Source organism: Chitinophaga sp. Cy-1792, from assembly GCF_011752935.1.
Lineage (GTDB): Bacteria > Bacteroidota > Bacteroidia > Chitinophagales > Chitinophagaceae > Chitinophaga.
On the sequence record NZ_VWWO01000001.1, the window covers coordinates 1,035,637 to 1,055,659 of the forward strand.

Annotated in this window: 10 protein-coding genes; 6 read left to right on the forward strand and 4 right to left on the reverse strand. The window is 44.1% G+C overall.

What is annotated here, in order from left to right:
• The first annotated feature begins 171 nt into the window (after nucleotides 1–171).
• From F3J22_RS04310 to F3J22_RS04330, 5 genes are all read left to right on the forward strand, one after another.
• Nucleotides 172–3,342, forward strand: coding sequence for a SusC/RagA family TonB-linked outer membrane protein (locus F3J22_RS04310; protein WP_167014640.1), 3,171 nt, complete (start codon nucleotides 172–174; stop codon nucleotides 3,340–3,342).
• Between the two features lie 23 nt (nucleotides 3,343–3,365).
• Entirely contained in the window at nucleotides 3,366–5,114 is a 1,749-nt protein-coding gene (locus F3J22_RS04315) for a SusD/RagB family nutrient-binding outer membrane lipoprotein (protein ID WP_167014642.1), read from the forward strand.
• Nucleotides 5,115–5,144: 30 nt separating this feature from the next.
• The gene (locus F3J22_RS04320; RefSeq protein ID WP_167014644.1) at nucleotides 5,145–6,071 is read left to right on the forward strand and encodes a hypothetical protein; all 927 of its coding nucleotides are present in this window, start codon (nucleotides 5,145–5,147) and stop codon (nucleotides 6,069–6,071) included.
• A 681-nt stretch (nucleotides 6,072–6,752) separates the two neighbouring features.
• Nucleotides 6,753–9,878 (forward strand): TonB-dependent receptor, encoded by a 3,126-nt coding sequence (locus F3J22_RS04325; RefSeq protein ID WP_167014646.1) that lies wholly within the window; start codon nucleotides 6,753–6,755, stop codon nucleotides 9,876–9,878.
• Nucleotides 9,879–9,889: 11 nt separating this feature from the next.
• Nucleotides 9,890–11,479 (forward strand): RagB/SusD family nutrient uptake outer membrane protein, encoded by a 1,590-nt coding sequence (locus tag F3J22_RS04330; protein ID WP_167014648.1) that lies wholly within the window; start codon nucleotides 9,890–9,892, stop codon nucleotides 11,477–11,479.
• A 182-nt stretch (nucleotides 11,480–11,661) separates the two neighbouring features.
• Here the strand turns inward: F3J22_RS04330 and F3J22_RS04335 are convergent, their stop codons facing one another.
• Together F3J22_RS04335 and gatB are read right to left on the reverse strand one after the other, a co-directional pair.
• Complete coding sequence (locus F3J22_RS04335; RefSeq protein ID WP_167014650.1) at nucleotides 11,662–12,828, reverse strand: redoxin domain-containing protein; 1,167 nt, start codon at nucleotides 12,826–12,828, stop codon at nucleotides 11,662–11,664.
• Between the two features lie 65 nt (nucleotides 12,829–12,893).
• On the reverse strand, nucleotides 12,894–14,339 hold the full coding sequence (gene gatB, locus F3J22_RS04340; protein ID WP_167014652.1) for an Asp-tRNA(Asn)/Glu-tRNA(Gln) amidotransferase subunit GatB: 1,446 nt from the start codon (nucleotides 14,337–14,339) through the stop codon (nucleotides 12,894–12,896).
• 165 nt (nucleotides 14,340–14,504) lie between these two features.
• Between gatB and F3J22_RS04345 the strand changes: the two genes are divergently transcribed.
• Nucleotides 14,505–15,887: an aldehyde dehydrogenase gene (locus F3J22_RS04345; RefSeq protein WP_167014654.1), complete on the forward strand. Its 1,383-nt coding sequence runs from the start codon at nucleotides 14,505–14,507 to the stop codon at nucleotides 15,885–15,887.
• A 118-nt stretch (nucleotides 15,888–16,005) separates the two neighbouring features.
• Here the strand turns inward: F3J22_RS04345 and F3J22_RS04350 are convergent, their stop codons facing one another.
• On the reverse strand, nucleotides 16,006–17,058 hold the full coding sequence (locus tag F3J22_RS04350) for a PDZ domain-containing protein (RefSeq protein WP_167014656.1): 1,053 nt from the start codon (nucleotides 17,056–17,058) through the stop codon (nucleotides 16,006–16,008).
• 174 nt (nucleotides 17,059–17,232) lie between these two features.
• A complete protein-coding gene (gene alaS / locus F3J22_RS04355) occupies nucleotides 17,233–19,851 on the reverse strand; it encodes an alanine--tRNA ligase (RefSeq protein ID WP_167014658.1) in 2,619 nt (872 codons plus the stop codon).
• Between the last annotated feature and the right edge of the window lie 172 nt (nucleotides 19,852–20,023).

The window sequence follows — 20,023 nt, forward strand, 5'->3', positions numbered from 1 at the left end:
ATTCTTGTTATTAACCTGTTATTTAACATTTATTTAGATGGTTTAATATAATGAAATAATTATATCTATATAGCTATAGTCAGTAGTTATATAGTATTGGTTTTTTGCGTGTTACATAGTTTTAAAACCTGTTAACTTCTTTTTTATTAGTCAATCAAAACCAAGTCGCTTATGAAAAAAGAGCTACTACTTTGGCTGTTCGTGTTTGGCTGTGTGCTTAATTCAGTTGCACAGACCCGAACGATCGGCGGTAAAGTTAGTGACGCTAAAGACGGCTCTGCTATTCCCGGTGTTACCGTTGTGATTAAAGGCACTACCAAGGGCGTTTTCACTACTGCAGATGGAACTTATAAATTGAATGGAGTTCCATCCGGATCCACACTAGTCTTCTCTTTTGTGGGGTATTTATCCAAGGAAGTACCAGTTGCTGCTGGCAACACTATCGATGTCGCGCTGGAAGCCGACAAAAAACAACTCGGTGAAGTTGTAGTAACTGCAGTTGGTCTGAAAAAGAACGAGGCAGCATTGGGTTATTCCGTTGCTACCATAAAACCTGATCAGATTACGCAGAAATCAGAACCTGATATGTTAAAAGGCCTGCAAGGTAAAGTTGCGGGTGTTGACATCAGAACTTCACAAGGTACACCAGGTGCCGCTACCCGTATTAACATCCGTGGTAACACCTCTTTCTTCGGAAATAACGAGCCACTGATTGTAGTGGATGGAGTTCCTTACAACAATGACCAGATTACGACCTCTTCTCAGACTTCTGGTGGTGGTGCTTACTCAAGTGGTCTGTCCTCCCTCGACCCGAATGACATTGCTACAATGACCGTACTGAAAGGTGCTGCTGCTGCTGCACTGTATGGCTCAAGAGCATCTAACGGTGCGGTAGTAATTACTACCAAATCCGGTTCTTCAACACTCTCTAAGAGAAAAACTGAAGTAACCTATTCCTCCTCTATCGCATTTGAAACTGTAGCCAGCTATCCTAAATACCAGAACTCTTATGGTGCTGGTAGCAGGTTTGTCTACAATGCAGCATCCAATGGTTCATGGGGTGCTCCTTTTGGCCAGGGCCTGGATTCAGTTCCTATCTGGCAGGATTATCAGACTGCTTATCCTGAATTATATCCTAAAGGATATATGATTCCTTATAAAGCGATCCCAAATAACGTAAGAGATCTCTTCCGTACAGGTTTCATCTCTGAAAACTCAGTAAGTGCAAATGGTGGAAATGAAAAATCCTCTGTAAGCGCTACTGCTTCCTATATGAGCCAGGATGGTTATGTGCCTCACTCCAGCTTCAACCGTGGAAGTATGGCTGTTGGTGGTATCACCAGGCTGACGAATGGTCTGAATGTGAGTGGTAACTTTAGTTACAGCACCACTAACCAGCTGGGTTCTGAGTTTGGTGAAAACCAGGTAGATGGTGCGGCTTCTTCATTTGCCCGTAACCTGTTCCTGGCCAGAAACTGGGATATTGCCGGTTATCCTACACAGGATAAAAATGGTAACCCGATTTCGCCACTCACTGCACAATTCGATAACCCACTCTGGTCATTTGCACACAATACTGTTAATACTAAAACTGACAGATATGTTGCAGGTCTGAAATTAAACTACGATATCCTTCCTTGGTTTAATGCCAGCTACCAGCTCGGTACGAACATCAATAACCTTACCCGTAAGGAAATCATTGATATCGGTTCCCGTGGTGCGTCCGGTCTGGGTCAGATTACTGAACAGAACTACCGCTTCGCTGAAATCGAGTCTAACCTGATTGGTACCTTCACACCGAAACTGAAAAATGAAGATTTCGGATTGAAAGGTATCATTGGTCATAACGTGAACCAGCGTACGACTACTTCTACCATCATGATCGGTAACCAAATGGTGGTTCCGGGCGTATACAATCTTACAAACGTGAAGAGCGTACTGCCTTCTGAGGATGTATTCATCCAGAGAAGACTGTGGGGTGTATTCGCAGAACTCGATCTGGACTATAAGAAATGGTTGTTCCTGACTGTAACAGGTCGTAACGACTGGTCTTCTACCCTGCCTAAAAACAACCGTTCTTACTTCTATCCAAGTGTGTCCGGATCCTGGGTATTCACAGATGCCTTGAAAATCAAGAGCAGCTGGTTTGACTTTGGTAAATTACGTGCAAGCTGGGCTAAGGTAGGCCGTGATGCTGATCCTTATCAACTGCAGAACATATTCTCCGTTAATATTCCTTTCCTGGGACAACCTGGAGCTATCCAGAATCCAACAGGTGGAAATGCTAACCTGAAACCAGAGTTTACACAAGATGTGGAAGTAGGTACAAACCTGGAATTCCTGAACCGCAGAATCACATTGGATTTCGCATGGTACCAGAGAACTTCTACCAGCCTGATTGCACCGATCTCCTTAGGCCCATCCTCTGGTTATACACGTGTAATTGATAACTACGGTAAACTTTCCAACAAAGGTATTGAGGTAGACCTGGGTCTTACTCCGGTTAAAACCAAAGACTTCACCTGGAACCTGCACTGGATATTCACCCGTAACGTGAGCAAGGTGCTTGAACTGAAAGCAGGTGTAGATCGTCTGTTGCTGAATGGTGTACTCGACGAGGTTAGCCCTTACCTGGAAGCAGGTATGCCTTATGGTTACCTCAGAGGAACATTAGACGCACGTGATGCACAAGGTAATCTGCTGATCAATCCTAAAACAGGTCTGCTTATCAGATCTCCTAACCAGGGTATGATCGGTAATCCGAATCCTGATTTCAAAACAGGTCTGACTACCACTTTCAGCTACAAAGGATTTTTCCTGAATGCATTGTTTGATCTGACCAGAGGTGGTGATATTTACTCTGTAACTGTAAGTAGTTTACTGGGTCGTGGTGTTACACTGGATACCAAAGATCGTGAGAAGACGCTTATCATTCCTGGTTACTATGGTGATGTTAATAATCCTGGTACACCACTGCTGGATAGCAAAGGAAACAAAATTCCAAATACCACTGCGATCTCAGTATTTGAGTCTTATTTCGGTGAGTCATTTGCTATCAACTCAGCAACAGAGTGGAACGTTTATGATGCTACAGTATATACCTTCCGTGAGTTAACATTCGGTTATGACTTCCCTAAATCTATGTTCAACAGAACTCCGATTGGTGGATTAACCCTTACACTCACAGGTAGAAACCTTTGGTTCTATGCTCCAGGTATGCCTAAATACACACATTTCAATCCTGAAGTGGGCAGCTTTGGTTCTACGAACACACAAGGTATTGAACTGTCTGGCGCACCTACAACCCGCCGTTTTGGTGTGAACTTGAAAGTGACCTTCTAGTATTCATGAAAAACATTCAATCGATGAAAAAAGTTAGATACATATTATTGGGGGGACTATTAGTTGCAGCTGCTGGTTGTACTAAGGGTTTTCTCGATATTAACCAAGACCCGAATAACCCGACGAAAGTAACATTGCCGCAAATGTTACCTACCTGCGAACAAGGCCTTGCATATTGCCTTGGTTACAGTAACAGTAACCGCGGTGCTATTGGTCTGTCGGAAGTACTGGGTGTATACATGCACCAGGTAACCGTACGTGAGTCGCAGGACCAGTATGGCGCAACCGGTAGCCAGTTTGATATCAACGGCGCCTGGACACAATTCTATAGTGCACAGGCAACCAATGGTAATGGTATCATAGGGTTTCTGCAGAATACAGATGTATTGATCAAACAGGCTGATGACGGAGGAAATAAAGTTTACTCTGGTATCGGTCGTGTGATGAAAGCATATGGCATGAGCCAGTTTGTAGATGCTTTTGCAGATGTACCATATTCAGAAGCTAACCAGTTTTCTGAAAACGGAAATGGTTATCCTCACTTTGACAAAGGTGCGGACATCTATCCGCAGCTGCTGGCTTTGCTGGATACAGCTATTGTAAACCTTGCAACGCCTAATGGTCTTGTACCTAAGACAGATGACGTAATCTTCGGAGGTAACATCAATTCCTGGCGCAAGACAGCGAAAAGTATCAAATTGAAACTGCTGGTGCAGCAACGTCTTGTTAAAGATGTATCTGCAGATGTTTCTGCCTTAATTTCAGGTGGAGACCTTATTAGCAGCACTGCTACCAGTTTCATGATGCCTTATGGTGCCGGAACTTCTCCTGATGACAGGAACCCTGGTTACAATGATTACTATGCAACGCAGCGTTCTCATTATCAAAGCCCATGGTTCTATGAAATCCTGAAAGGTTACAGAGCTCCGTTTAATAACATCGAAGATCCGCGTATTCCTTACTACTTCTTTAATCAGAATACAGCAGGTGATGCTGCACAGAATATTACTGACTATCGTGATGGTGCATTTATTTCTATCCTGTTCGGTTCAAGCGGCCCAGGTAGAGATGGTTCCCAGGATAAGAGTATGACTGTATTCGGTATGTACCCTGTTGGTGGAAGATTTGACCAGAACTACTATTCAACCGGTGGTGCAGGTGATGATACCCTTGTTGTTACCAGTACTTCGGCTACCGGTGCAGCTCCGCTTCGTATGCTTACCTATGCAGATGTACTCTATCTGCAGGCAGAGTGTATCAATACGGGCTTAGTTGCCGGTGATGAAAGAACAGTGCTGAAAAACGCTATCCAGGAGTCATTTAACATGGTAGACTTAGTAGTTACCCGCGCTAAAGGTGCTCAGGATGTTCCCTCTTTTGCCACTACTGATGCTGCGAAAGCAAAAACCTACATTGATAAAGTGATGGCTGTTTATGATGGCCGCGGAGCAGGAAGTCCACGTCTGGAGCTGATCATGACCCAGAAATGGATTCAGAGCTTTGGCTTTAGCTGTGATCAGTATAGCGATTACCGTCGTACAGGTTTCCCTGTGTTATTTGATCCGAATAACCCTTCACAGGCACCTGGAGGATTCTTCCAGCCACCAATTAACGGTGATCCAACCCATCCTGGCGCACAACCTAAAGTGCCGGTAAGTTGCGGTAGAAAATATCCGTTATCATTACCATGGCCTACAGATGAACTGAACGTAAACCGAAATGCTCCGGCTCAGAAATTACCAGATTCATATCCGGTGTTCTGGGATAAATAGTGGCATTGTAAAGCATTAAAATTTGCAAGTATGAAGAAATTAAATAGTTTGATTATAATGCTTCTTGCGGTTTGTGTTTTCTATGCATGCCGTAAGAACGACAACCCTAAATTACCTGATGGTATCACGGAAGGTGTGTTGCCGAGTCTGGTACAGGACACCACTGGTGATGTGCTGATTCAGAACATGAGTACCTTTAAAACTGCTTTCCAGGTTGGTCTGTATTTTCCTAATGCAGAAAAACCTAAAAAAGCAGATCTGCAGGTTGTAATGAACAACAACTATAATAATATCAAAACCTTTCAGGCTGATATCACTACCTTCCCGACAAATGTAAGTATTACAGGGCCTCAACTGGCTACCTTGTTCGGATTGGACGTGAACAATGTTCCAACAAACACCAGCTTTAAATTTGGTCTGGATATTACTACACAGGATGGAAAGGTAACCAAACAGTTTCAATACGGAATTGGTGCAAAGGGAGACTCTGTTGCCATTAATCCTTATGGAGCGGATGCATTGACACTGCCGACTACCACCGGTGACCAGGTTATCGTTGTTGCGATTACTTACACTGTTGTATGTCCGTTGGTAATGTCTAACTATGCCAGTACAACCGGTCAGACACAGTATACTCTGGACGATCCTGATTTCTGGGAAGATACCTATCCGGTGACTTTGCAGAGAAGCGCTTCTGATTCTACCAAACTCACTTTGTCTGGATATGTACAGTCTCCAACTGCGCAATTTGTTATTCAGGCTAACGTGAAGACACAAAAAGCCAGCGTTGCAAAACAGGTTTATGCTGCCAAATTACCTGGTACGTCATACACTAACCCTACCGTTTCTGGTGCTGGTAACTTCAGTGCATGTGATACTTCTATCATATTGTCGCTGACTAATACTGTAGATCAGGGTAGCTTTGGAACTGCCAATATTACGATCAAACATAATTAACAGACTTCTTTGTTAATATACGGCCGCCTCAACAGAGTTGAGGCGGTTTTTTTGTTTATAGGGCTATTACATTTTATCCTTCGGATAAACCATTGCTACATATTATATTCCATATATCCCTTTTTCTAATCTTAACATTTCTTTAATAATAACACGAATGTGTTATGTTTTGACTTTTTCTTTACATTATATTTGCTAGCACATAATGAGGAAGGAGTTCCTCAACAGGACAATAAAATCTAATTGCTTAAGGAAGAATTGAATTGATCTAAATTGCTTATGAGGGAACAAACTTGCCAACAAGAAAATCCCCACATTTTATTGAGATAGTATCTGCATAAAAACGAAGGTTTTTATGGGAGATCTCTTTACCTGATGAATTTCAGCAAGAGCTTTTTTTCAATAGTATTGTAGCAGTCATGTGAAAAGAGCCAGTGTTGTAATGGGGAAGACTTTAAGTAGCATAAGAATCAGAAACATTATTATTTGCTTGTAATGACTAGTTCAGTTAGTATCATTTTGCTTATGTAGTATTGGTTTTTCTTTGGCCATAATAAGGCTTCAATAGTTTAAAGTATTGTACTTGGTAAAATAAAAGCATACCTGCTTAATGGCATACCTATGCACTAAATCATCCATCTACCACCGTTTTACTTTTTATTTTTCTAATCAAGATCGCTTATGAAGAAAGGGTTATTCCTGGGATTGTTAGCAATCCTAAGTGTTTTCCAGGCACTTGCACAATCCAGAACGATTACCGGTAAGGTAACCGACGCAAAAGATGGATCGGCACTTCCTGGTGTTACCGTTAAGGTACCAGGTACTGGTATCGGTACGCTCACCTCCCCGAACGGAGAGTTTAAATTAACAATTGGCGACAAAGTAGCTACGTTGGAGTTTTCCTTCGTTGGTTACATGGTCCAGAAAGTGAACGTTGCTAACAGAAGCAGCGTGAATGTAGTGCTGGAAGGTGACCAGAAAGCACTGAGTGAAGTTGTTGTAGTTGGTTATGGTACTCAGGAACGTAAAAACGTAACTGCTTCCATTGCCAGCATTAATGGTGCTGCACTGAAAAACAATGCTTCTCCTTCAGTTGACCGCCAGCTGGCAGGTCAGGTGAGTGGTGTGCAGGCAACTGTAGCAAGTGGTGTACTGGGTCAGCCGGCTCGTATCCGTATCCGCGGTACAAACTCACTGAGCTCCAGCGCAGATCCACTGTACGTAATTGATGGAGTTCCTATTATCACAGGAAACCAGAGCGGTGTTACGCCTAATAACCCATTAGGTGATCTGAATCCGAACGATATCGAAAGCATGGAAGTGCTGAAAGATGGTTCTGCAACTGCTATCTATGGTTCACGTGCAGCGAACGGTGTGGTGTTGATCACTACTAAAAAAGGTAAGCAAGGTAAAGCCAAAATCAACTATGATGCATGGTTTGCTGCTGCTACTCCAGCAAAGAAATTTGACCTGTTGAATGCAGAGGAGTTTGTTACTATCGCAAATGAAAAATTTGCGAATGTTAGTGATACTTCAAAAGCTCGTCTGTTGGCTAAACCAGGTGGTGGATTCTACGATACCGACTGGCAGAAGGAAGTAATGAGAACAGGATTTCAGCAGAATCACTCTCTGTCTGTAAGTGGTGCAACAGAAACTACGAACTACTATTTTTCACTTGGTTATACAGATATGAACGGTATGCTGGTTGGAAACAATCAGAAAAAGTACCAGGCTCGTATGCGCATTGAACAGAAAGCATTCAATGTTGTAACTGTTGGTCTGAATGCTAATATCGCACATGTGACCAATAATGGGTTTAATACCAGTGCAAATGCTACCGGTAACAACATGGCCAGTGCTTTACGTGCATTGCCAAACGTTCCTGTGTTTAATGCAGATGGAACCTATAATGTAAACTGGACAGAGAATGCCCTGGGTCAAGGTGCTAACTCAAAGTGGATCGATGATAAATATCCGAATCCAAGATTTACTTTAGATAATAATGTTTACAGAAGCAAAAACCTGAACGTTACTGGTAATACCTTTGTGAACGTTGAAGTGATGAAAGGGCTGAACCTGAGAACTCAACTTGGTATTAACCTGCTGAACGGAGAAGATTATCTCTACTGGTCTCCTAAACATGGTGATGGTTATGGTCAGAAAGGTTATGTTATGCAACAGTATATTCCTAGCTTCCGTTACAACTGGGCTAATACCCTGTCTTACAACAAAAACATTGGTAAGCATAACATCAATGCAGTAGCTGGTTTTGAATTGCAGAAAAGCAACGAAAGATCATTCTTTGCAGAAGGTAATAACCTGAGCACTACTTACTTCAGTGGTGAAAACATCATCGACAAGTCACTGAGTCCAATGACAATTGGTGGTGGTATTATCGAGAGAGCATTCAGGTCAATGTTTGCACGTGCATCCTATGCATATGCAGATCGTTACATTTTGAGTGCGACTATACGTAGAGATGCAATTTCTGCACTGCCTCCGGGTAAACAGAATGCAAATCTGCCAGGTGTATCCGCAGGTTGGAGACTTTCACAAGAAAACTTCTTCAAAGAAGGAAGCATTGCAAATGTTATCAGCAACCTGAAAATCCGTGGTGGTTATGCTAAGGTTGGTAACGTGGAAATTGGTGCATATCCATACTATGGTTCTTACTCAGGTGCTAACTACGGTACATTGAATGGTTTCGTTTACAGTCAGGTATACAATCCAAATCTGACCTTCGAAACCAGTAAGAAAGTTAACATTGGTTTTGACCTGGGTCTGTTAAGAGACCGTATCACCGTTACTGCTGATTACTTCAACAATAACATCGATGGTATGATTCTCCAGGCGCCTGTTGCTCCTTCGCTCGGTATTCCTAATGCCAGCAAGCCGAACGTTATTTCAATGAACATTGGAAAAATGTATAACCGCGGTGCTGAGCTCTCTGTAACTAGTATCAATATTCAGAAAGGGGATTTCCAGTGGACAACTACTGCGAATGTAACCTTTGTTAAAAACCAGGTACAGAAACTGGCTAACGGAGATATCTCCTACGCTTATAACGTAACCCGTGAAGGTCGTTCAGTAGGTGAATTCTATGGTTATGTATATAGAGGTGTAAACGCCGCTAACGGTAACCCAATCTATGAGAAAGCTGACGGTTCCCTTGTACAGGCTTCCGTGCCAAATAACGCATACTACGTTTATGACGCTTCAAAACCAGCGGATATGGTAACTAAGTCTTCCCTGGGTGTTGATGACAAACGTTTCCTTGGTCAGGCAACTCCAACCTACTATGGTGGTCTGAATAACACTGTCAACTACAAAGGTTTTGATTTCAATATCTTCTTCTCTTTTGCAGGTGGCAATAAAATCATGAACGTTACCCGTCAGGAAACACTGAATAACCAGAAATTCCAGAACAACGGAAAGGAAATCCTGAACCGTTGGACTCCTACTAACACGGTTACTGACGTACCAAAAATGTATTATGGCTCAGATGCGTTCCTGTTACTTACTGGAAATGCTACCTCCCGTTTTGTTGAGGATGCAAGCTTCATCCGCGCTCAGAACATCGGTTTAGGTTACACTGTGCCTTCTGATCTGCTGAAAAAAGCACGCATTAACAGTGCCCGTTTCTACTTCCAGGTACAGAATGCTTTTGTAATCACTAAGTACAGCGGTGCTGATCCTGAGCTGAACTACTATACTAGTGGAGCAAATGCAAACCTGCAACCAGGCTTGGATATGAGTACTTCTCCAATTCCTCGTACCTATACTTTCGGTGTAAACATTGGTCTGTAAAAAATTGAAATATGAATAAGTTCTTCCAATATAAATATAATAAAAACGCAGGACGTGTGTTGGCAGCTACGCTGGTGATCTCCGCAAGTCTGATGTCCTGCTCCAAGTATACAGAACTGACTCCTAAAGATCGTCTGGGTGAGTCTTCCATTTTTACTGATTCTACTAACGTTGAATTGGCACTGAATGGTGTATACAACAATGCTGCTGTAGGTAGCTACGCTGATAGCTATTCTTCAGGCCGTGGGTATCCTTTTGGTGCAGCCTCTATTGAGCAGGCAGAAATGCGCGGTGAGGATATGGTGAACCTGGCGACTTTTTACGATATCACTTACAGGTCTGTAATCACTACTACCAGTGCAAACAACGTAGCGATGTGGGTAAACCTGTATGCACTGATCAATCAGGCAAACGTGTTTATCGAAGGTGCACAGCTGGCGCAAAAGAATGGTATCATCTCCGATGCAAAGGAAAAACAGGTGGAAGCAGAAGCCCGTTTCCTGCGTGCACTCGCACATCATGAAGCAGTACTGAACTTCAGCCGTCCATATGCTGATAACAGCGGCGCTACTCCTGGTATCCCTTACCGTGATGTTGCTATCAACTCTGTTGCTAAAACTGAAGCAGCGTTGAAAGTAAGCCGTGGAACTGTAAAAGAAACCTATACTAAAATTCTGGCTGATCTCGATTGGGCTGAACAGAATATAGGAGATGGTAAAGCAAGTATCAATAAAGTTTCGAAAGGTGCGATCATTGCGTTGAAAAGCAGAATCAAGCTGCACATGGCTGACTATGCCGGTGTAATTGCTGAAGCTACAAAGCTGGGTGCAAACCTGACAAGCCCGGTAAGCCCTATTGGCAACTATAAATTAGAAGCATTGCCTGAAACTGTTTTCGCCAATAACGAAATCAATAGCGAATCTATTTTCTCTATTGCAAACAGTATTCTCGCAAATGGTGGAACAAACGGTGCGCTTGCGCCTATGTTCGGACCTGGTAGTGTTGGTGCCCGTGGTCTCGTATCTATGAGTCCTAACCTGTACAGTGCCTCCTGGTGGGTTGCTGGTGACAGACGTAGAGATAAAATGACTATTAAAGGTGGCGACGGTAGAATGTACAGCGCTAAATTCACCAAATATGTGGATAAATCTGACTGGGCTCCAATCGTTCGTTATGCAGAAGTACTGTTAAACGCAGCTGAAGCATATTCCAGAACCGGTAACGCCAGCCAGGCGCTTACATTGCTGAATGTAGTACGTGACAGGTCTGTTCCTGCTGCAGCCAGCTATAGCAAAGTACCTCCTGCCGATCTGACTCTTGCTATCCTGAGAGAGCGCAGAATCGAGTTCTTCTCTGAAGGACGTCGCTGGCCGGATATTCACCGCCTTGCATTTGATGCAACCTATGGCTTTAATGGTATTCCTGGTAAAGTACCTGTTGGTGATGCGGTAGCTGCAAACTTTGTAGCTGGCGCAGGTATCTATATCACACCGAAAGTGGACGCCATCCCATATACTGACTACCGTTATGTATGGCCTTTCCCTAACTCTGAAGTGATTGCTAATCCAACACTGAAAGCAGAACAAAATCCTGGTTACTAATGACTATTTCAAAAGTTTATTTAATAGTGAACTTGTAGATAATAATCAGTAAAAAACGATAAAGTCTTCGCTACTGCGAAGACTTTATCGTTTTAAGACAGTAATGCTTTATAGGCATACACGAAAAAGGCCTTCTCACAAGAGAAGGCCTTTTTCGTGTATATATTATCGTTATTTATTGCTTATTTCAACACCTGTTGCAACTTAGCTTCCAGTTCAGGACCTCTCAGGTTTACTCCTATTACTTTACCTGCTGGATCCAGCAGGAAGTTGGAAGGAATAGCGGAAATACCATACATATTCACCACAGCAGATTCCCAGAATTTCAGGTCACTCACCTGTGTCCACGCCAGACCGTCTTCTTTGATAGCTGCCTGCCATGCATCTTTGGTTTTATCCAGTGATACACCCAGTACAGTAAAGTTTTTATTCTTGTAAGTGTTATAGGCTTTTACCACATTTGGATTCTCTCCACGGCAAGGACCACACCAGCTGGCCCAGAAATCTACCAGTACATATTTACCTTTGAATGAACTCAGGCTCACATTTTTACCGGAAACATCAGGCAGGGTAAAGTCTTTTGGTGTCTCTCCAACTTTTACTGCGATAGACGCTTCTTCTCCGCCGTTGGCAGCACCAGTGCTATCGGAGGCCATGCCTTTCTCCAGCTGATTGATTCTGTCTGCCATGCTCTTTACCAATGTATTTTTAGGAAAACGTTTTTCCATATTGGCAATTACCTGCTTGTGCGCAAGGATTTCCTGACCGTCTCTTACCTGGCTGATAGCAAATACTGCGTTGGCAGGATATTTTGTTTTATCAGCAGTGACGAAGAAACTGGTCTCAAACTCTTTTTCACGACGCTGAAAATCCTGAATTTTAGGCTGCAGGATGCTATCGGGAGTTTTGATCGTATGCAAACTGTCCAGCTGACGCATCTCTTCTGTAAGAGAAACAGACTGCTTGCTGATGTCTGCCAGGAATTGCTGTAATTCCTGTGTAGGCTCAGAACCTTCTACAACAATGTTTTGCAGACTGTCCATATCGCCTTTCAGCTTCATGTCGCCGGCATCAAGCGATAACAGGATGAATTTTCCATTGGTAAAACGAATTCTGTAAAGTCCCTGTTCAGGCACCATACCTTTAAAAGTAAAGGAACCACTGGCATCTTTAATGCTGGTGGAATCAACTACTTTTACGTTATCCAGTGTAAGTTCTTCCAGTACAACAGTTCCTAATGGCATATTTGTGAAATGACCATCAATTCTGAACTCTCCTTTTTCCTGTTGTTGCCCGGCGCAACCTGCGAGGAATGCAGCTACAGACAACCCTAAAAAGTATTTTTTCATGCAATCGTTTTTTATATTCTCGTTTCCGCTAAACTGTTAAGTTATACCAAAATAGCGGATAAACGTTAACCTTTGAGTTTTTCGGTTAATAATTCATTTGTAAGACGAGGATCAGCCTTGCCTTTAGATGCTTTCATCACCTCTCCCACAAATAATGCCAGCAGTCCTTTTTTACCGCCTCTGTAGGCTGTTACCTTGTCGGGGAACTTAGCGAGCACCTCGTCGATGATACCCGCAATGTTTTCCGCATTGTTATCCTGCAACAGATTTAGTCTGGTGGCTATTTCCAGTGGATTTTCCGAAGGATGTTGAATCAATTCCGGTAATATCCTGGAAGAAGCAATGGAGAAGCTGACTTTACCGCTGTTGGTTAAGGTGATCAGCTCTGCCAGTGCTGCCGGTGTTACCGGGAAGTCGGCGATATCTGTTCCTGATTCGTTCAGGTATGATTTTACCGGCCCGATAATCCAGTTGGCTGCGGCTTTATGTAATGGAGTAGCGGCAATAAGACCTTCGAAATAATCCGCTGTAGATTTATCATCACAGATAACCCTGGCATCATATTCCGGCAATTGTAGTGTGCTCGTATATTTCAGAATGAGCTCTTCCGGAAGGGGAGGCAATGTTGCCCGTACTGCCTGTATAAATTCATCGCTGAGTTTGAACGGCGCGAGGTCCGGCTCCGGGAAATAGCGATAATCATTGGCTTCTTCTTTGGAGCGCATGGAAAAAGACGTGCCTGTTGCGGCATCGAAGCTGCGGGTTTCCTGTACCAGTGTACCTCCGTTTTCCACAATTTCTATCTGTCTTTTCACTTCCGCATCTATGGCTTTTTTCACGTTACGGATGGAGTTCATATTTTTTACTTCCACCTTGGTACCCAGTGTAGTAGCGCCTTTCAGGCGGATGGAAATATTGGCGTCGCAGCGCATACTGCCTTCTTCCATATTTCCGTCACAAACACCGAGGAAACGTACCAGCCGGCGCAGTTCAGTAAGATAGGCATAAGCTTCATCACTGGTATGCATATCCGGTTCACTGACAATTTCAACCAGTGGTACACCGGCGCGGTTGTAATCTACATAGCTGTTGGAAGGGTCCTGATCGTGGAGGAGCTTACCCGCATCTTCTTCGAGATGGATACGGTTAAGTTGTACGTTTCTGCTGCCGGTTTCTGTAGGGATGCGTATATGCCCGCCATTACAGATAGGCGCAGTATGTTGGGAAACCTGGTATCCTTTGGGGAGATCAGGGTAGAAATAGTTTTTACGCGCGAAGTAGTTTTCTTTCACGATTTCACAATGACAGGCCAGCCCCAGTTTAATGGCATATTCTGCTGCCTTACGGTTCATACGTGGCAGTGTACCCGGATGTGCCAGGGTAATAGGGCTGATATGTGTATTGGGGGCTCCTCCAAATGAGGCGCTGTCGCTGCAGAATAATTTGCTTTCCGTCAGCAGCTGGGCATGAACTTCAAGCCCAATCACGGTTTCGTATTTACTGTAATCCAAGAGGTGACGTTTAAAAAAATTCAATAAAATAGCATCGAAAGCAAATCACCACTAAAATTGCTTGCTGATTGACACAAATATATTTAAATAATGCTGGGTTTCCGGGCAAAATCATGGCAGGAAAATGCTAAATTCGGTAACATTAATATTTAAAAGATCTTCCCTATGATCAGTAATGCCCAGGCAGCCAAACTTTATGAGGGTCAGAAAGCATATTTCGACTCAGGCGCCACACTTACCTATAATTTCAGGAAGACCCAGCTAAAACGCCTGAAAAAAGCGGTCCAGCAGTATGAACCCCGTATTCTGGACGCACTGCACCAGGATTTACATAAACATGCCGTAGAGTCTTATTCCAGTGAAGTAGGATTTCTATATGAAGAAATCAATTATATCCTCGAAGGACTCAAAGCATGGATGGAACCACAGATAGTCAGCTCTCCCCTGGTGACCTATCCCAGTACCAGCCGGATTTACCGGCAGCCCCTGGGGCTCACGCTGATTATAGCGCCATGGAATTACCCTTTCATGTTGCAAATCAGTCCTTTATTGGGTGCTATTGCCGGCGGAAACTGTGCCATACTCAAACCATCTGAATTGGCGCCGGCTACTTCCGCCGTCATCGCAGCCATGATAAAAGAAACCTTTGATCCCACCTATATAGCGGTGGTTGAAGGAGATGGAGGGCAGGTGATCCCAATGCTGATGTCTTTCCGGTTCGATCACGTTTTTTTCACCGGCAGTATCCCTGTTGGGAAGAAAATCATGGAAATGGCAGTTCCACACCTTACGCCGGTTACGTTGGAGCTGGGTGGCAAATCCCCCTGCGTGGTAGATGAAAAAGTAAATATAAAGGTAGCGGCTAAACGTATTGTGTGGGGTAAGTTCTGGAATGCCGGCCAAACCTGCGTTGCACCTGATTACCTGCTGGTACATCAGCATGTAAAGGATGAACTGGTGACGGCGATGAAAAATGCCATCGTGGAATTTTTTGGAGAAGACCCTGCACAAAGCGATTCCTACGCCAGGATGATTAATGATAAGCGCTTTGATGTAGTAGCTGCGTATCTTAATGATGGCCATATAGTACATGGCGGACAAACAGATAAATCGCAACGCTACATTGCTCCTACCCTGCTCACCGATGTAGAGTGGGATGACCCTGTGATGCAGGATGAGATCTTCGGGCCGGTATTGCCGATACTTACCTACTCCGATCTGCCGCAGGCTATCCAGGCTATTAAGAAGTTACCATATCCGTTGGCGTTATATGTTTTTACAAAAAGCAAGAAAACTGAACGGGCGCTGATTGAGCAGGTCCCTTTTGGCGGGGGCTGCGTAAACAATGTGCTGGTACATCTTACAAATCCTGAATTACCCTTTGGTGGAGCCGGCTACAGCGGGATGGGACAATATCACGGGAAGTACAGTTTTGACACCTTCACACATCCGAAAGGAATGCTCAAAACAGGTACCTGGCTTGATGTTCCGGTGAAATATCCGCCGTTTAAGAATAAACTGGGTCTCCTTAAAAAAATAATGAAATAGAAAGAATAGCATATACCATATACTTCTTCTGCCCCGAAGGGGCGAAAATAAAACAACCGATCTCTACTAAGCGGAGATCGGTTGTTTTATTTTTATGCTGTCTGGCGAATGCCTGTTATTATAAATTCACTTTATTAAGACGCTTAGGTACTTTAACTTCAAGGGTCTGGCTTACTCCATTACGTATAACCTTTGCCGTTACAGTAGATTTCTGCTGATTACTGCGATAGGCATTTGCGACATCCCTGGCGGATTTTACCGGTGTGCCGGCAAACTCAGTTACAATGTCATCAGTTTTGAAGCCTGCCTTTTCTGCTGCTGATCCTTCATCAATATTGGTGACTTTTGCGCCCTTACCATCTTCTGTATCGGTTACCTGTAAGCCCAAACGAACATTATTGGAACCACGGGGAGCCCAGCTGTCATCGCCGAATCCCTGGCCAAAGCCCTGACGTGGACGTTGGTCCCTGAAGTTGAAGAAGTCCCTGTTGCTACGGTCTGAAGATGGCGGTGATAAGAAAATGCTATTGCCATTTTCTGCTGTTTTACGTTCGTCCAGCGTGATATTTGCCTTGCTTTCTTTTTTATTGCGTGTATACGTTACCGTTACCTTGTCTCCTGGTTTGTAGGTGCCGATGGTTTCATACAGTTCCTTAGGTTCTGCGATTTTCTTGTCATCTATTTTTGTAATAATATCACCTGTTCGGATTCCTGCCTTTTCTGCCGGACTGCCTGGAGAAACAGTTTTTACCGTTACACCGGCGGCATCAGATTTTTCTGTCAGCACACCAAGCAAAGCCTTATTGGGCTTAATGTTGAAAGAGGGTGTTTCACTTTCATCATCGTCATCATCATCGCCATTGTAAAAGTTCATACCGGGGAATCCGGATAGATCGCTGAGTTCCATCCTGTTTCCGTCCAGCGGGGTAATTCTCCTGTGATAAACAGAGATATCAGGATTGTTATATTGATCTACTTTTTTGCCATCAATGAAGATGTCTCCGTTTTTGATTTCTACGGTTACCTTACCGTCTTTGTCACTTTTCCTTTTGATGATGAGTTCATCAAATTCCCCCAGTTTGTCTTTTGCCTGTTGGGCATGTACCTGCGTAGTCAGAAGGCTGAAGCAGGTAAAACCTGCAATAGAAAGTGTTTGCAGTAACTTGCTCATATGTTTATCTTTTTTGATTTTGCTGAACAAATTTAATGACCCTGTAAAACAAGGAAAAGTTAAAACCGACGAATGGCCATTAAAAATAAATATTCCTTTTCAGTAGATAGCAATAAAAAAAGTCTCCACGTAGTAGAGACTTTTTTTATTGATTGTGAATATTTTAGGTAGATATTAACCGATTATTTTTTTAATCGCGGCGACTACCTGATCGAGTTTATCAGTTTCCTGGCCACCGGCAGTAGCGAAGGATTTCTGTCCGCCGCCGCCACCTTTGATCAGTGGAGCTATGTGTTCTTTGATCAGTTTAGGTGCTTCCCAACCTTTACCGGTAACCAGTTTCTCATCGATGGTGAGGGCTACGCTGGCTTTTCCACCAATGTTGGCAGCGAATACCAGTACGTGATCAGGGATTTCGGTTTTCAGCTGCATGGAGAGCTGTTTCAGGCCTTCAGCGTTATTTACGCTTACTACCTTGCCGAGGAAGTTGATACCGTTGATCTGTTGTGCTTCTGAGCGCAGTTCAGCTCCCAGCTGGCGAACTTTTTCCAGTTCCAGGGCTTCTACCTGTTTTTCCAGTGCAGCTTTGTCTGCTACCAGCGTTTCAGCAGCCTTTACGATCTCTTTTGGATTTTTCAGTGCGGCTTTCACTTCTTTCAGCTGTTGCAGCTGTGTATTGACGAAGTTAATGGCCTGGTTGCCGGTAACGGCTTCCACGCGGCGTACGCCGGCAGCAACTGCACCTTCAGATACAAATTTGAAGAGGCCGAGTTCACCGGTAGAACCTACGTGTGTACCACCGCAAAGCTCAACACTGTATTGAGGGTCCATGATCACTACGCGCACCACGTCTCCGTATTTTTCACCGAAGAGTGCCATAGCACCTAACTGGATGGCTTCTTCCTTAGGTAATTCCTTGATTACCACTGGTACATTGGCCTGGATCTTATCATTTACGATCTGCTCGATCTGCGCCATTTCTTCGTCGGTCACTTTAGCAAAGTGGGAGAAGTCGAAACGGAGCTGTTCTGCATTTACCAGGGAGCCTTTCTGGGCAACGTGTGTACCCAGTACCTGGCGCAGGGCAGCATGCAGGAGGTGTGTCGCAGAGTGATGACGTGCGATATTCTGACGTTTTTCCTTTGCCACTACCGCTTTCACGGCAGCTTTTGGATTAGCAGGGAGCTTATCGGCAAAGTGAATGATCAGGTTATTTTCTTTTTTGGTATCAGTTACGTGGATGATCTCCTCATCGAAGTACAGGATACCGGTATCGCCTACCTGTCCGCCGGATTCAGCGTAGAAAGGCGTTTTGCTCAGTACCAGCTGGAACTGCTCTTTACCTTTAGCGTTAACGGTACGGTATTTCAGCAGTTTGGTATGAGATTCCAGGTTTTCGTAGCCGATGAACACTACATCCGGGGTTTCGTCGAGCACTACCCAGTCGCCGGTATCCAGTGCGGTTGCGGCGCGGGAGCGTTCTTTCTGTTGTTCCAGTGCGGCGTCGAAGCCGGTTTTATCTACATCAAACCCGTTTTCGATTGCGATGAGGGTAGTGAGGTCATAAGGGAAGCCGTAGGTATCGTAGAGTTCGAAGGCGGTCTGGCCGTCGATCATCTTACTGGTGGCTTGCTTCATGAAGTCTTCGATACGTTTGATACCGCTGTCGAGGGTACGGAGGAAGTTATTTTCTTCTTCGAAGATGATGCGTTTCACAAAATCCACCTGTTGTTCCAGTTCAGGGAAAACATGGGAGAATTGAGCTGCCAGAACAGGTACCAGTTCATGGAGCATTGCTTTGCGTACTTCCAGGAAGGAGTAATAGTAACGTACTGCCCTGCGGAGGATACGGCGGATAACATAGCCGGCGCCGGTATTGGAAGGCAGCTGGCCATCAGCGATGGTAAAGGAGATGGCACGGATGTGGTCGGCAATTACGCGGAAAGCCACATCGTTTTTGGCATCGGTGCCTTTATATGTCTGACCGGTGAGCTTTTCAACGGTATGGATGGTACCCATGAAAAGGTCGGTATCGTAGTTGGATGTTTTTTGCTGGAGTACGCGAACCAGGCGTTCGAGTCCCATACCGGTATCTACGTGTTTTGCAGGCAAAGGCACCAGGGATTTATCTTTCTGGCGGTTGAACTGCATGAATACGTTGTTCCAGATTTCGATCACCTGTGGGTGGTCGTTATTGACAAGTGTTTTGCCGTCGATTTCTTTTCTTTCGTTGTCCGGGCGGCAATCTACGTGGATTTCGGAGCAAGGGCCGCAAGGACCGGTATCGCCCATTTCCCAGAAATTATCTTTTTTATTTCCGAGGAGAATACGGTCTTCCGCGATATGTTCTTTCCAGAAATCATATGCTTCCTGGTCTTTTGGCAGGTTTTCCTTCGCATCACCTTCAAAAACGGTCACATATAAACGATCTACGGGGATCTTGTAAACTTCGGTTAACAGTTCCCAGCTCCAGGCGATGGCTTCTTTTTTAAAGTAGTCACCGAAGCTCCAGTTACCGAGCATCTCAAACATGGTATGGTGGTAGGTATCGATACCTACTTCTTCCAGGTCGTTGTGCTTGCCGCTAACACGGAGGCACTTCTGCGTATCTACTACTCTGGTGGCCGCGGGTACTTTATTTCCCAGGAAATAGTCTTTAAACTGGTTCATACCGGCGTTAGTGAACATGAGGGTCGGGTCATTTTTCACTACTATTGGAGCAGAAGGCACGATCACGTGCCCTTTTGACGCAAAAAAGTCCAGGAATTGCTGTCGTATTTCAGATGCTGTCATAAAATATTGATGCGAATTAATATATTATTTATAACTTATTGCTGTAGGGATCGGGCTGGGACTTATATCTGTGTTTCAACCCATTATGAAGTAGTTAGAAAATTGACATTCAAAAGGTTGATGTTTTAATCTAATTACATTAGGTTTGTGCGCCTTATTTTCCCGCCGAGTT